12 protein-coding genes are annotated in these 13,636 nt (G+C 71.6%); 4 read left to right on the top strand and 8 right to left on the bottom strand.

Translation table 11 applies throughout. From position 1 onward, the window contains the following. Nucleotides 1-37: 37 nt before the first annotated feature. Nucleotides 38-697 (top strand): GTP cyclohydrolase II, encoded by a 660-nt coding sequence (gene ribA / locus TNCT6_RS03530; RefSeq protein ID WP_141356462.1) that lies wholly within the window; start codon nt 38-40, stop codon nt 695-697. A gap of 190 nt (nt 698-887) precedes the next feature. Continuing rightward, nucleotides 888-1,349 (top strand): PPOX class F420-dependent oxidoreductase, encoded by a 462-nt coding sequence (locus tag TNCT6_RS03525; protein WP_141356460.1) that lies wholly within the window; start codon nt 888-890, stop codon nt 1,347-1,349. On the opposite strand, the gene TNCT6_RS03520 is transcribed toward TNCT6_RS03525, so the two are convergent. Then, nucleotides 1,316-2,245, bottom strand: a complete 930-nt coding sequence (locus TNCT6_RS03520) for an NAD(P)-dependent oxidoreductase (protein ID WP_141356459.1) — start codon at nt 2,243-2,245, stop codon at nt 1,316-1,318. The genes TNCT6_RS03525 and TNCT6_RS03520 overlap by 34 nt on opposite strands. A 111-nt stretch (nt 2,246-2,356) precedes the next feature. Between TNCT6_RS03520 and TNCT6_RS03515 the strand changes: the two genes are divergently transcribed. Further along, nucleotides 2,357-2,947 (top strand): TetR/AcrR family transcriptional regulator, encoded by a 591-nt coding sequence (locus TNCT6_RS03515; protein WP_141356457.1) that lies wholly within the window; start codon nt 2,357-2,359, stop codon nt 2,945-2,947. 175 nt (nt 2,948-3,122) lie between these two features. Here TNCT6_RS03515 and gnd read toward each other — a convergent pair whose 3' ends face one another. The 5 genes from gnd to TNCT6_RS03495 all read right to left on the bottom strand — a co-directional run bounded on the left by gnd (nt 3,123) and on the right by TNCT6_RS03495 (nt 8,694). Continuing rightward, nucleotides 3,123-4,022: a phosphogluconate dehydrogenase (NAD(+)-dependent, decarboxylating) gene (gene gnd, locus TNCT6_RS03510; protein ID WP_141366036.1), complete on the bottom strand. Its 900-nt coding sequence runs from the start codon at nt 4,020-4,022 to the stop codon at nt 3,123-3,125. 37 nt (nt 4,023-4,059) lie between these two features. After that, nucleotides 4,060-4,986 (bottom strand): glucose-6-phosphate dehydrogenase assembly protein OpcA, encoded by a 927-nt coding sequence (gene opcA, locus TNCT6_RS03505; protein ID WP_141356455.1) that lies wholly within the window; start codon nt 4,984-4,986, stop codon nt 4,060-4,062. Further along, nucleotides 4,983-6,839 carry a glucose-6-phosphate dehydrogenase gene (gene zwf / locus TNCT6_RS03500; protein ID WP_253266014.1) on the bottom strand — a complete coding sequence of 619 codons (1,857 nt, stop codon included), beginning with the start codon at nt 6,837-6,839 and terminating at the stop codon, nt 4,983-4,985. The genes opcA and zwf overlap by 4 nt, the downstream gene beginning before the upstream one ends. Then, complete coding sequence (locus tag TNCT6_RS39715; protein ID WP_172632792.1) at nt 6,836-7,003, bottom strand: hypothetical protein; 168 nt, start codon at nt 7,001-7,003, stop codon at nt 6,836-6,838. Before TNCT6_RS39715 ends, zwf begins: the two co-directional genes overlap by 4 nt. A gap of 278 nt (nt 7,004-7,281) precedes the next feature. Then, nucleotides 7,282-8,694, bottom strand: a complete 1,413-nt coding sequence (locus TNCT6_RS03495) for a glycoside hydrolase family 16 protein (protein ID WP_141356453.1) — start codon at nt 8,692-8,694, stop codon at nt 7,282-7,284. A 261-nt stretch (nt 8,695-8,955) separates the two neighbouring features. Between TNCT6_RS03495 and TNCT6_RS03490 the strand changes: the two genes are divergently transcribed. Next, a complete protein-coding gene (locus tag TNCT6_RS03490; RefSeq protein WP_141356452.1) occupies nt 8,956-10,293 on the top strand; it encodes a 6-phospho-beta-glucosidase in 1,338 nt (445 codons plus the stop codon). A gap of 276 nt (nt 10,294-10,569) precedes the next feature. On the opposite strand, the gene TNCT6_RS03485 is transcribed toward TNCT6_RS03490, so the two are convergent. Then, on the bottom strand, nt 10,570-12,255 hold the full coding sequence (locus TNCT6_RS03485; RefSeq protein ID WP_141356450.1) for a carbohydrate binding domain-containing protein: 1,686 nt from the start codon (nt 12,253-12,255) through the stop codon (nt 10,570-10,572). A 156-nt stretch (nt 12,256-12,411) separates the two neighbouring features. Beyond that, the gene (locus tag TNCT6_RS03480; protein ID WP_141366032.1) at nt 12,412-13,503 is read right to left on the bottom strand and encodes an ATP-grasp domain-containing protein; all 1,092 of its coding nucleotides are present in this window, start codon (nt 13,501-13,503) and stop codon (nt 12,412-12,414) included. Nucleotides 13,504-13,636: the final 133 nt, after the last annotated feature.

Here is a 13,636-nt window from a genome sequence, read left to right as displayed (position 1 = left end):
GTTTTCCGGCCTTTCGTCTCTGCTTAGGAATCAGATCATGACAGAAGACCTCGGCGTACTCGGCAAGAAGTCGGCCCGGCGCACGGGCGTGGAGCGCGTCGTGAATGCCCCGCTGCCCACCGTGTACGGGAAATTCCAGGCGGTCGGCTACCTGGACCACGACCGCGGTGACGAACAAGTCGCGCTGGTGCACGGCGACATCGGCACCGACCGGGTCCTGGTCCGGCTGCACTCGGAGTGCCTGACCGGGGACGCCTTCGGCTCCCAGCACTGCGAGTGCGGCGACCAGCTCGACGCCGCGCTGCGCGCCGTCGTCGCCGAAGGCAGCGGCATCGTCGTCTACTTGCGCGGGCACGAGGGCCGGGGCATCGGGCTGCTCGCCAAGCTGCGGGCGATGGCCCTTCAGGCGGAGGGCCTGGACACGGTCGAGGCCAACCTGGCGCTCGGTCTGCCGGTCGACGCCCGCGACTACGGCGTCGCCGCCGGGATGCTGCGCGACCTGGGCGTGCGCTCGGTGCGGCTGATGTCCAACAATCCGCGCAAGCGCGATGCGTTGGTGCGGCACGGCATCCAAGTCGCCGAGCAGGTACCGCTGCTGATCCCGCCGTGCGAGAGCAACATCACCTACCTGCGCACCAAGCGGGAGCGGCTCGACCACCACCTGCCCCACCTGGACGCGGTGGCGCACCTGTCCTGAGCCGGGCGGACCGGGGCCGCACCGGCGGCCGGACCCGGGCCGGGCCGCTCCCGGCCGGGCAGCGGCGACGAAGCGGGAAACCCGGCGGGCGACCGCCGGGATCCCCCGCCCCGCGCCCTCGCCAGGGGCCCACGCGCGGGAGAGTGACCACTGGGGAATGCGCGGCTCGGCCCCACTGGTTGACCGGGATATGACTCAGGACACGCCGTACGACGCCGTGCAGGACGCCCTGCTGGCTTTGCTCTCCGAAGGCCGCGGTGGGGTGCTGGTCACCCTCAAGCGGGACGGCCGGCCCCAGCTGTCGAACGTCGCCCACGCCTACGACCCGGACGAGCGGGTCATCCGCGTCTCGATCACCGACGACCGCGCCAAGACCCGCAATCTGCGCCGGGACCCGCGGGCCTCGTACCACGTCACCAGCCCGGACCGGTGGGCCTACACGGTCGCCGAGGGCAGCGCGGACCTGTCACCGGTCGCCGCGGACCCGTACGACGAGACCGTCGAGGAACTGGTCCGCCTCTACCGGGACGTCCTCGGCGAGCACCCCGACTGGGACGACTACCGGGCCGCCATGGTCCGCGAGCGCCGCCTGGTGCTCCGCCTGCGGGTGGAACGGGCCTACGGCATTCCCAAGGGCGCCGCCGGCGGGTGAGGCGCGCCCTGTCCGGGGGCGGCGCCGGTGCGGGTGCGGTTCTCGATCGCCCGCAGGACCGCCACCATGTCCTGTCCGCCGTGGCCGAGCGACACCGTCTCCTCGAACAGGGCGTGGCACACGTCGAGCAGCGGTGAGGCAGTGCCGGACGCGCGTGCCGCCCCGGCGATCAGCCGGTTGTTCTTCAGCACGTCGAGGACGGCCGCCTGGACGTCGAAGTCCCCGGACAGCAGCTTGGGTGCCTTCATCCGGGAGACCGGGCTGGCCATCGGGCCCGCGTCCAGGACGTCGAGGAACAGCCGCGGGTCGAGCCCCTGCCGCTCGGCGAAGTGGAACGCCTCGGTGAGCCCGGTCACCAGCGTGATCAGGAAGAGGTTCACCGACAGTTTCGTCAGCAGCGCGCCCGGTGCGGGGCCGCACACGAACGTCTCCCGGCACAGGGGAGCGAGCAGCGGCCGTACGGTCCGCACCGCTCGCTCCTCACCGGCCAGCATCGCCACCAGGTGGCCGTTCTCCGCCGGGACGCGGGAGCCGGAGACGGGCGCCTCGACATAGCTCCCGCCCGCAGCCCGTACGTCGGCCTCCAGGGCGCGTGAGCAGGCGGGCGAGGTGGTGCCCATGTGGACGACCACCCGCCCCGCGACACGCGCGGCGAAGTCCGGCCCGCCCCGGCCGAGGACGGCGTCGGTGGCGGCGTCGTCCGCCAGCATCAGGAGCACCACGTCCGACCGGGCGAACACCCCGGCGGGGTCCGCCGCCACCTGGGCGCCGGCCGCGCGCAGGGGGGCCGTACGGGAGGCTGTCCGGTTCCACACGGTGAGGGGAGTGCCGGAGCGGGCCAGCCGGAGGGCCATGGGCTGTCCCATGACTCCGAGACCGATGAAGCCGACGTTCACGAGGACCGCCCTGAGGTCGAGACCGTGCTATGACAGCGGTCATAGTAGCCGCGTTCATGACGGCGGTCATAGGGTGGGGCGCGAGATGCGTACGGAGCCGGGAGGCCGACGATGACGGGTACCGAGCGGGGACCGCGCGAGCGGATGGTCTTCAGCGCGGCCCAGCTCATCCGGCGCGACGGCGTGGGCGCGACCGGGATGCGGGAGGTGGCCGCCCACGCGGACGCGCCCCGAGGATCCCTCCAGCACTACTTCCCGGGCGGCAAGGAACAGCTGGTCAACGAGGCGGTGGCCTGGGCCGGCCGGTACGCGGGCCGTCGTGTCGCCCGCTTCATGGCGGGCCTGGCCGAGCCGACGCCGGGCGGGCTGTTCGCCGCGATGGTCCGGCAGTGGACCGACGAGTACGAGACGGCGGGATCCTTCTCCGGCTGCCCGGTCGCCGCGGCGACGGTGGACTGCGCCTCGGCCCACGCGTCCACCCGGGAGGCGGCCGCCGCCGCGTTCACGGCCTGGCGGGCGCCGGTCGCGGAGGCCCTGACGGGCATGGGCGTACCGGCCGAGCGCGCTGAACCGCTGGCCACGCTGATGATCAGCTCCCTGGAAGGGGCGATCATCATGGCCCGCGCCGAAGGAGGCGTACGGTCCCTGGAAACCGTGGCCCGCGAACTGGGCCCCCTCCTGGACGCGGCCGCGCCCCACTGACCACCTCCCGGCGACCCGCACACACGCCGACACGGCACCCCCGATCCCACCCAGGCGACCTGGCGACGCGGCACCCCGCGCTTGCCCGTCCCTCCGTCGACACGTCCTCCGAGCGCGCTCGTTCGCCCCTCGTGCGGACGGGGCGGAGAGCGCCCGGCGGCGGTCCGGGGAGTGATCAGTCCTTCTTCGTCTGCTCCTGCGGCGCCGCCTCCACCGCGTGGCCCCCGAACTGGTTGCGCAGCGCCGCGACCATCTTCATCTGCGGGGAGTCCTCCTGCCGGGAGGCGAACCGCGCGAACAGGGCGGAGGTGATGGCCGGCATCGGCACGGCGTTGTCGATGGCGGCCTCCACCGTCCAGCGGCCCTCGCCGGAGTCCTCCGCGTAGCCGCGCAGCTTCTCCAGGTGCTCGTCGTCGTCCAGGGCGTCGACGGCGAGGTCCAGCAGCCAGGAGCGGATGACGGTGCCCTGTGTCCAGGAGCGGAACACCTCGCGCACGTCGGTGACCGAGTCGACCTTCTCCAGCAGCTCCCAGCCCTCGGCGTAGGCCTGCATCATCGCGTACTCGATGCCGTTGTGGACCATCTTCGCGAAGTGGCCCGCGCCCACCTTGCCCGCGTGGACGAAGCCGTACGGGCCCTGTGGCTTGAGCGCGTCGAAGACCGGCTCCAGCCACCGGACGTGCTCCTCGTCGCCGCCGACCATCAGTGCGTAGCCGTTCTTCAGGCCCCACACGCCCCCGGAGACGCCCGCGTCGACGAAGCCGATGTCCCGCGCGCGCAGCTGTTTGGCGTGCTTCTCGTCGTCCGTCCAGCGGGAGTTGCCGCCGTCGACGACGATGTCGCCCGGCTTGAGCAGGGTCGCCAGCTGGTCGATGACGCCCTGGGTGGCGGCACCGGCGGGCACCATCACCCAGACCGTGCGCGGCGCCTCGAGCCGGTCCACGAGATCGACCAGGTTGTCCACGTCGGAGAGGTCCGGATCGCGGTCGTAGCCCACCACGGTGAGGCCGGCGTTGCGGAGGCGTTCCCGCATGTTGCCGCCCATCTTGCCGAGGCCGACGAGACCCAACTGCATCGATGCCATGTCAGCTCACTTCCTGGATGTCGGACATTCAGACGGTCTCCTTGGCGCTCTCGCCGCGCAGGGCGACGGCGTACATCTCGTCGGCGTCGAGGCGGCGCAGCTCCTCGGCGATGAGTTCGGAGAGGGGGCGGACCTTCAGCGCGAGGGTGCGCGGCGGCTGACCCGGTAGGGTCAGCGTGGCCAGCGGGCCCTCGGGCCGGTCGATGACGACCTCGCCGTTTTCGGTGCCCAGCCGTACGGCCGTGACCACCGGGCCGCCGGAGACCACGCGGTCCGCGCGCACGTCCAGCCGGGCCTCCAGCCAGCGGGCCAGCAGCTCCGCGCTCGGGTTGTCCGCCTCGGCCTCCACCGCCGCCGAGATCACCCGCATTCGGGCCTGGTCCAGGGCCGCGGCCAGCATCGAGCGCCAGAGCGTGAGCCGGGTCCAGGCGAGGTCGGTGTCGCCGGGGGCGTAGTTGCGCGCGCGGGTCTGCAGGATCTCCAGCGGGCGCTCGAAGGCGTACAGATCGGTGATCCTGCGCTGTGCCAGCCTGCCCAGCGGATCCTTCGAGGGGTTCTCGGGCGCGTCCACCGGCCACCAGACGACGACCGGCGCGTCCGGCAGCAGCAGCGGCAGCACCACCGAGTCGGCGTGGTCGGACACGTCGCCGTAGGTGCGCAGCACCACCGTCTCGCCCGTGCCGGCCTCGGAGCCCACCCGCACCTCCGCGTCCAGCCGGGAGTGCGTGCGGTCCCGCAGCGTGCGGGCGTGCCGCTTGATGACGAGCAGGGTGCGCGAGGGATGCTCGCGCGAGGCCTCCTCGGCGGCCTTCAGGGAGTCGTAGGCGTTCTCCTCGTCCGTGACGATGACCATCGTCAGGACCATGCCCACGGCGGGAGTGCCGATGGCGCGGCGGCCCCGCACCAGCGCCTTGTTGATGTCTCCCGCGGTGGTGTCGGTCAGGTCGATCTTCATGGCCTGCGCCAGCTCCGTCCGTCTCGTGCGAGCATCTCGTCGGCTTCCGGCGGACCCCACGTGCCCGCCGGGTACTGCGCCGGCCTGCCGTGGTCGTCCCAGTACGCCTCCACCGGGTCGAGGATCTTCCAGGACTCTTCCACTTCCTGGTGGCGGGGGAACAGGTTCGCGTCGCCGAGCAGTACGTCAAGGATGAGGCGTTCGTACGCCTCCGGGCTGGACTCCGTGAAGGACTCGCCGTAGGCGAAGTCCATCGTCACGTCCCGGATCTCCATGGAGGTGCCCGGCACCTTCGAGCCGAACCGGACCGTCATGCCCTCGTCCGGCTGGACGCGGATCACGATCGCGTTCTCGCCCAGCTCCTCGGTGGCGGTGGAGTCGAAGGGGGAGTGCGGGGCCCGCTGGAAGACCACCGCGATCTCGGTGACCCGGCGGCCCAGGCGCTTGCCGGTGCGCAGGTAGAACGGGACACCGGCCCAGCGCCGGTTGTCGATCTCCAGGCGCAGCGCCGCGTAGGTGTCGGTCTTCGACCGCGCGTTGATGCCCTCCTCCTGGAGGTAGCCGACGACCTGCCTGCCGCCCTGCCAGCCCGGCGCGTACTGGGCGCGCACGGTGTGGGCACCCAGGTCCTCGGGCAGCCGCACCGACTTCAGCACCTTCAGCTTCTCCGTGAGCAGCGCCTCGGCGTCGAAGGCGATGGGTTCCTCCATCGCGGTGAGCGCCATCAGTTGCAGCAGGTGGTTCTGGAGTACGTCGCGGGCGGCGCCGATGCCGTCGTAGTAGCCGGCCCGGCCGCCGATGCCGATGTCCTCGGCCATGGTGATCTGCACATGATCGACGTAGTGGCGGTTCCAGACCGGCTCGTACATCTGGTTGGCGAAACGCAGGGCCAGGATGTTCTGGACGGTCTCCTTGCCCAGGTAGTGGTCGATACGGAAGACCTGTTCCGGGTCGAACACCTCGTGCACGATCCGGTTCAGCTCCCGGGCGCTGGCCAGGTCGTGACCGAACGGCTTTTCGATGACCGCTCGCCGCCAGGAGCCCCGAGGGCCCTCCGCCAGGCCGTGCTTCTTCAGCTGCTGCACGACCTTGGGAAAGAACCTCGGCGGTACGGAGAGGTAGAAGGCGAAGTTGCCGCTCGTGCCGCGCGAGGAGTCCAGGTCCTCCACCGCCGCCCGCAGGTGCTTGAACGCCGTGTCGTCGTCGAAGTCGCCGGGGACGAACCGCATGCCCTCGGAGAGCTGCTGCCAGACCTCCTCGCGGAACGGCGTACGCGCGTGGTCCTGCACCGCGTCGTGCACCACCTGCGCGAAGTCCTGGTCCTCCCAGTCCCGCCGGGCGAAGCCGACGAGGGAGAAGCCCGGGGGCAGCAGCCCGCGGTTGGCCAGGTCGTACACGGCGGGCATCAGCTTCTTGCGGGACAGGTCCCCGGTGACGCCGAAGATCACGAGTCCGGACGGCCCCGCGATGCGCGGCAGCCGCCGGTCCCGGGGATCACGCAGCGGATTCACCCAATCGGCGGCCGCCGCCACCGGCACCCGGACATCGGCACCCGCGTCCGGTGCCTGGTTCTCCTTGGTGCGGGCGGCCGCGGTCCCGGTGGGGGCCTTGCGGTCGGGCGGTGCCGACCGTGACTCCGGCGCCTGGGCGCGGGTGGCCGCCGGGGCCCGGCCGTCCGTGGGGCCGGGTCCGGCGTTGGGGCCGGGGTCGGCGTTGGGGTCGGGACCGGGGCTCGGGGCCGTGGGCTTCGTGGCCGCGGTCGGCGCCCGGCCGCGGGCGGCCGCGGTGGCCGGTGGTCCGGTATCGGCCGCCGGGGAGGCCTGCGCCGCCGCCTCGGTGGGCTTCTTGCTCATTCCGCGTCAACTCCCTTGCTGTCGAGGGACCTGGCCACCGCGCCCGGCAGGCCGCCTTGCGGCGTGGTCTCCGGTGTGCTGATCACCGTGCCGGGTGCGGCCGGCTCGTCCGTCCACAGGGTGTCCTCGTAATACAGGGTGTCCTCGTACGGCGGATCCTTCACCTCGATCGGCGGACCCGCCAGGGTGGAGGCGCTCCGCGCCGGACAGGTACCCCGGGATTGCCGCCGTCATGGCTGCCGCGGTCATGGCTGTTTCACTCACAGTGAGCGTCTTCCATGCCGCGTTCGGATCATGCACGCGATGGGCGATGGGCGGCGGGCGACGCGCAGCGCCGACGACACGGCACGGCAGGCAGCGGCCACGACACGGGTCACGGCACGGCACCGGGGCCCCACGCGCGCGCGTGGGGCCCCGGTGCCCGGAGGGAGGTGCGTGCCGGTCAGTGACCGAAGTCGAACCAGTTGACGTTCACGAAGTCCGCCGGCTGGCCGCTGCTGAAGGTGAGGTACACGTCGTGGGTGCCGGTCACCGGGCTGATGTTCGCCGGGACCGTCCTCCAGGACTGCCAGCCTCCCGTGTTGGCCAGCGCGAAGCTGCCGATGGGGGCGTTGCCGCGGTTGTCCAGGCGTACCTCGACCAGTCCGCTGACCCCGCTTGCCGCGCCGCTGGCGACCCGCGCGTAGAACTGCCCGGCCGCGGTGGAGCCGAAGTTCACGCCCTTGTAGAGGGCCCAGTCGCCGTTTGCTATGGAGCCGATGTTCTGGCCGCCGCCGGTGTCGGTGGTCGACTCGGTGACGACGCCGCTCTGGCTGTCGTACGACTCGGCCTGGATGGGGCTGTAGGCGTCCCGGTTGCCGGACGGGGGCGGTGTGGTACCGCTCCCACCGTCAGAGGACTGGAGCACCTGCACGTAGTCCACGGTCATCGGGTGGCCGGGCTCGGTGCCGCCGTCCGGGCCGCCGCCGAACGCGCCGGGGAAGCCGCCGCCCATCGCCACGTTCAGGATGACGAAGTAACCGTGGTTGGTGGCGTTCGTCCAGGTCGTGGCGTCCACCTGGTTGGCCTTGACGGTGTGGAAGTTGACACCGTCGAGGTAGAAGCGGATCTGCTCGGGGCTGGTCGACTTGTCCCACTCCATCGCGTAGGTGTGGAAGCCGGCCTGGCAGGTGGTGCCCGTGCACGACGTCGAGTTGCCGATGCCCGACGTCTCGTTGCACGGACCGCCCGGGTTGGTGCCGCAGTGGATGGTCGCCCAGTTGGTGTTGAGGCCCTGGACGTTCTCCATGATGTCCAGCTCGCCGACCCCGGGCCAGTTCCAGTAGTTGCCGCGGAAGGGCGCGCCCAGCATCCAGAAGGCGGGCCAGTACCCCTTGGCGGCGGCGCCGGTGACATTGGGCATCTGGATGCGGGCCTGCACGCGCAGCTTGCCGCCGGCCGGGGGCTGGAAGTCGGTGCGCTTGGTCTCGATGCGGCCCGAGGTCCAGTTGCCGGAGGCGTCCCGGCGCGGGGTGATGAGCAGGTTGCCGCTGCCGTCCAGGGCGACGTTGCTGGTGCTGGAGGTCATCGTCTCGACCTCGCCGGTACCCCAGTTGGCGGCGCCGCCAGGGTAGGAAGTGCCGGTGTCGTACTGCCAGTTGGACGTGTTGACGCCGGCACCGGCCGGGCCGTCGAACTCGTCGAGGAAGACCTGCGTCCAGCCCGCCGGGGGTGTGGGGGCGGAGGCGTTCGCGGGCAGGGTCCCGGCGGTGGCGGCGGCCGCCGCCAGGCCGAGCGTGCCGAGGACGGCGACCAGCGCGCGCCGCAGGGAACGTCTGCGACGCGTCACGGCGGGTGCGACGGGGGGTTCACTCATGGGGGGGCCTCTCGGGTACGAAGTGGGGGTGCTCGGATGCCTTGCTCGAACACGTACGGGGAGGTCTTGAGAGCGCTCTCAATCGTGTGTGCGCGGCCAATGTGCCCCCGGGCTCCGCCACCGTCAAGAGTTAAAACAAAGAAAGTCCTTGCGCGGAACGGGAGTTCAAGGCTTCACCACAACAGAAGGGACGTCCGACGTGCCTCTGGCCCGTGTCACCGGCCTCCGGCGCGGGGGTGGACGTGGACGTAGGGTGCAGGCGTGAGGCTGACGATTCTGGGCGGCGGCGGATTCCGCGTGCCGCTGGTGTACGGGGCACTGCTCGCCGACCGTGCCGAGGGCCGGGTCACCGAGGTCGTCCTGCACGACCTGGACGGCGGACGGCTGTCCGCGGTCACCAGGGTGCTGACCGAACAGGCCGCCGGGGCACCGGACGCGCCGGTGGTGCGCGCCACCACCGATCTGGACGAGGCCCTGCGCGGCGCCGACTTCGTGTTCTCCGCCATCCGCGTCGGCGGCCTGGAGGGGCGCGCGGACGACGAGCGGGTGGCGCTCGCCGAGGGCGTGCTCGGCCAGGAGACGGTGGGCGCGGGCGGCATCGCCTACGGACTGCGCACGGTACCCGTCGCCGTGGAGATCGCCCGGCGGGTGGCCCGGCTGGCACCCGACGCCTGGCTCATCAACTTCACCAACCCGGCCGGACTGGTCACCGAGGCCATGTCCCGCCACCTCGGCGACCGCGTGATCGGCATCTGCGACTCGCCGGTCGGCCTCGGCCGGCGCATCGCCCGTGTGCTGGGCGCGGACCCGGGGCGGGCATGGATCGACTACGCCGGCCTCAACCACCTCGGCTGGGTGCGCGGACTGCGCGTGGCCGGCCGTGACGAACTCCCGCGCCTGCTCGCCGACCCCGAACTGCTCGGCTCCTTCGAGGAGGGCAGGCTCTTCGGCGCCGAATGGCTCCGGTCGCTGGGCGCGATTCCCAACGAGTACCTGCACTACTACTACTTCAACCGCGAGGCCGTACAGGCCCACCAGGGATCCGGGAAGACCCGCGGCGCCTTCCTGCGCGACCAGCAGGCCCGGTTCTACGAGGAGTTGCGGGATCCGCAGGCCGCCGCCCTCCCGGCCTGGAACCGAACCCGCGCCGAGCGCGAGGCCACCTACATGGCGGAGAACCGCGAGGCGGCGGGTGCGGGGGAGCGGGAGGACGACGACCTCTCCGGCGGCTACGAGAAGGTCGCCCTCGCCCTGATGCGGGCCATCGCCCGCGACGAGCGCACCACGCTGATCCTCAACGTCCGCAACCGGGGCACCCTTTCGGTGCTGGACGACGATGCCGTGGTCGAGGTGCCCTGCCTGGTCGACGCGAACGGCGCCCACCCGGTCTCGGTCGACCCGCTGCCCGGGCACGCGACCGGGCTGGTCTGCGCGGTCAAGGCGGTCGAGCGCGAGGTGCTCGCCGCGGCGGGGTCGGGCTCCCGTGCGACGGCCGTGAAGGCCTTCGCGCTGCACCCGCTGGTCGACTCCGTGAACGTCGCCCGCCGGCTCGTCGACGGCTACCTCGCCGTCCATCCCGGCCTGGCGTATCTCAGGTAGTCCGCCGGGCCGGTCGGTCGCTCCCCCGTACGGCGACCGACCGCCCCGTCCCCCGTTTCCCCCGTGGTCCCCCGTCCACGTCCCCCGTCTTCCCCGTTCCCCCACCCTTGAGAGTCGCTGGTCCGGGCCCTGATACACCCCCGGCGGAAAAAATCCGGAAGAAGTTGCGGACGAAGTCCCGGAAGCGGTCCCGGAACAAGCCCGAAGCGGGCGTCCCCCCAGGTCCGGGGACCCGAGGGGACGCCAACGGCGAACGGTGTGCGACGGGTTGCGGGCTCAGCCGGTGAAGCCCGCCGTGATCGAGGTGAACTGCCAGTTGTTCTGGCTGATGCCGGAGCAGTTCTCCGCCACGCCGCCGCCCGGGCACGGCCGGTCGCGGTTGACCGACCAGAAGGCGAGCCGGGCGATGTGGTGGCCGTTGGCCCAGTCGCGGATCTGGGTCCAGATCGCCGGGGTCGTGTTCTCCTGCTGGTCGGACAGTCCGTTCATGCCGGAGATGCCGATGTGGGAGTAGGCGGTGGCGTCGTCCCAGCCGAAGGTCGACTTCAGTTTGGCCTTCAGGCCCTCGGCCGCGTTCACGGTGTTGCCGTACATGTCCGCGCCGCCGCCGAAGTCGAACGGCATGATGGTGAAGACGTCGATGTCCGCGTTCAGCGACTTGGCCTGCTCGATGAGCCGGTTGCCGTAGTAGGTCGGGCCGGTCGTCGAGGTGCCGAAGGTCACGATCGTCTTCAGACCGGGGTTGTTGGCCTTGACGGTCTTCAGCGCGGTGAGGATCTTCGCCTGCACGGCCTCGTTCTCGAACTCGTCCGAGTTCTCGACGTCCATGTCGATCGCCTTCAGGCCGTAGGCGTTGATCACCTTCTGGATCGCCCCGGCGAGCGCGCTCGCGGAGGAGCAGTTGGCCCCGAGCTTGCTGCCGCTCCAGCCGCCGAACGACGGGACGATGTCACCGCCCGCCGAGCGGATCTGGTTGATGGCGGTCTGGTCGACGCCGCCGGTCAGCGGTCGCTGGCCGTCCCAGGACGGGGTGCAGCCGCCCGAGTCGAGCACGAACGCCATCGTGAACCATTTGATGCCGGTCGCGCTCATCACCGAGGTCGGGCTCGGCGGGCTGCCCCAGCCCTCGTACAGGTACGGAGCCGCCTGCTTGAAGCCGCCACCGCCGCCACTGCCCGCGTCGGTGGTGACCGTCACGGAGTTGGAGGCACCGGAGACGTTCCCGGCGGCGTCGCGCGCCTTGACCGTGAAGGTGTAGGAGGTGCTCGGCGACAGGCCGCTCACCGTGGCGGAGGTACCTGAGACGCTCAGCACCTGGCTGGAGCCGCTGTAGATGTCGTACGCCGTGACGCCCACGTTGTCCGTGGCGGCGTTCCACTTCAGCGACACGCTGGAGGACGTCTTGCCGGTGGAGGTCAGGCTCGTCGGCGCGGTCGGCGCCTGGGTGTCGCCGCCGCCACCGCCGCCGGGGCCGTCCAGGCTGATGTCGTCGGCGTAGTAGGTGCCCTGCGCGTACCAGCCGTGGACGTAGACGGTCGCGCTGGTCTGGGTGGCGCCGGTGGTGAAGGAGACCGCCAGTTGGCCGTACGCCGACGGGGACGACGTCCAGGTCGAGGGGCCGCCGTCGACGCCGAGGTAGACGTAGGAACCGCGTACCCAGCCGCTCAGCTTGTACGTCGTGTTCGGCTGGACCGGGACGGACTGGCTGCACTGGGCGTTGTCGCTCGACGTCACCGCGCCGGCGAGGGCCTTGGAGCCGCCGTGCACGGGGGAGGAGACCACCGAACCGAGGTTGCCGGTGCAGGTCCAGGGGGAGAGGCCGCCCGACTCGAAGCCGGGGTTGTTCAGGATGTTGGCCGCGTGGGCCGTGCCCGGCAGGGCGATGGCTCCGGCGAGGGCCAGGGCCGCGGAGCCGAGCAGGGCGAGGAGTCGACGTCCGGGACGTCTCAGTGTGTCGCGCACGCTATCTCCCTGAGGATATGGGGGTGTTCGGGAGGCACAAAGGTGCAGAGAGGTGCAGGCGGGCTGTGCAGGAGGTGCGCAACCAAGTTGGTATGGACCAATCCGGGTGTCAAGACATGACGCCGTGATTGGTCCATACCGATCCCGGACGGGCCGCTACGCCGGGGCCCCGGTACGGGCCACGGCCGCCTGCGCGGGCATCTCGCTCCGTGGCCGGACCATCGCCTCCGGCCGCAGCGGACGCGGCCCCGACACCACGGTGTAGTCCTGCCCGAGGAACGGCGGCGCCACCACCCCCGGATCCTCACCCAGCGCCAACTGCACAGCGGTCCAAGGAGCGTTGATCCCGCACTGCGCGAGCTGGTGCAGTCCGCCCGCCGGACGCGGGTTCACGTCCAGCAGTACCGGGCGGTCGCCGTACATCCGGAACTGGATGTTGGACAGATAGTGCAGCCCGAAGCCCTCCGCGATCCGCCGGGCGGGCTCAAGCCACTGCTCGTGCAGCGTGAAGCCGCGGCGGCGGCCGTTCTTGGTGCGCCCCACGGCCAGCCGGATCCGGTTGTCCGGCCCGGTCAGGCAGTCGACCGACACCTCCGGCTGCTCCAGCCGGGGCATCACCAGCCAGTCCACCGGACCGTCCGCCTGCTCCAGGGCCCGCAGGACCAGGTCCAGCGGAACGTGCGGGCCGGGGAAGCCGCTCAGCTGCCTCAGCGAGAAGGGCGCGCGTGTGATGACGCGGAAGCCGATGCCGCCCGCACCGGCCGCGGGCTTGAAGCACGCCAGATGCCCGGACTCCTCCAATTCCGTTACCGCAGCCACGAGTTCGCAGGCCGTGCGGACCCGCCACCACGGCGGCACCGGTACACCGATCGACCGGGCCGCCTCGTACGCCGTCGCCTTGTCCGCGAAGACGGCCACCGCCTCCGGGGTCGGCGCGAGCAGCGCGGTGCCCGCGGCCGCGAAGTCGGCGCGGTGCGCCACGATCGCGGCCTGGTTCAGCCGCGGCACGAACACGTCGATGCCGCGCCGTGCGCACTGGTCCAGCGCGTACTCGACGTAGGCGGCGGGGGACAGGCCCTCCGGTTCGAGCTCGGCGGTGTCGGCGGCGGCCAGCACGGGCGAGTCGGCGTCGCCGTGCGTGGCGTGGATCTCGACGGTCCGGTCGCCGGGATTCCTCCGGAGCTGATCCATGAAGAAGACGTTCTCCGCGTACGTGCGGTTGAGCCAGACGCGTACGCGGGAGACCATGCGGGCCGCCTTTCGGGGGGTCGCGGGCAGGGCGAAGCGGGCCGAGCCCGGCCAGAGGGGAAGGAGGGACACCAAGCCGCCCTGTATGAAAGGGAGTTGAGGCGGCGGTGTTGGGGTGATCATACGACTTCCG

Source organism: Streptomyces sp. 6-11-2, assembly GCF_006540305.1.
Lineage (GTDB): Bacteria > Actinomycetota > Actinomycetes > Streptomycetales > Streptomycetaceae > Streptomyces.
Note: the sequence above shows the minus strand (reverse complement) of the source record. Positions and strands in the feature narration are given on the sequence as shown.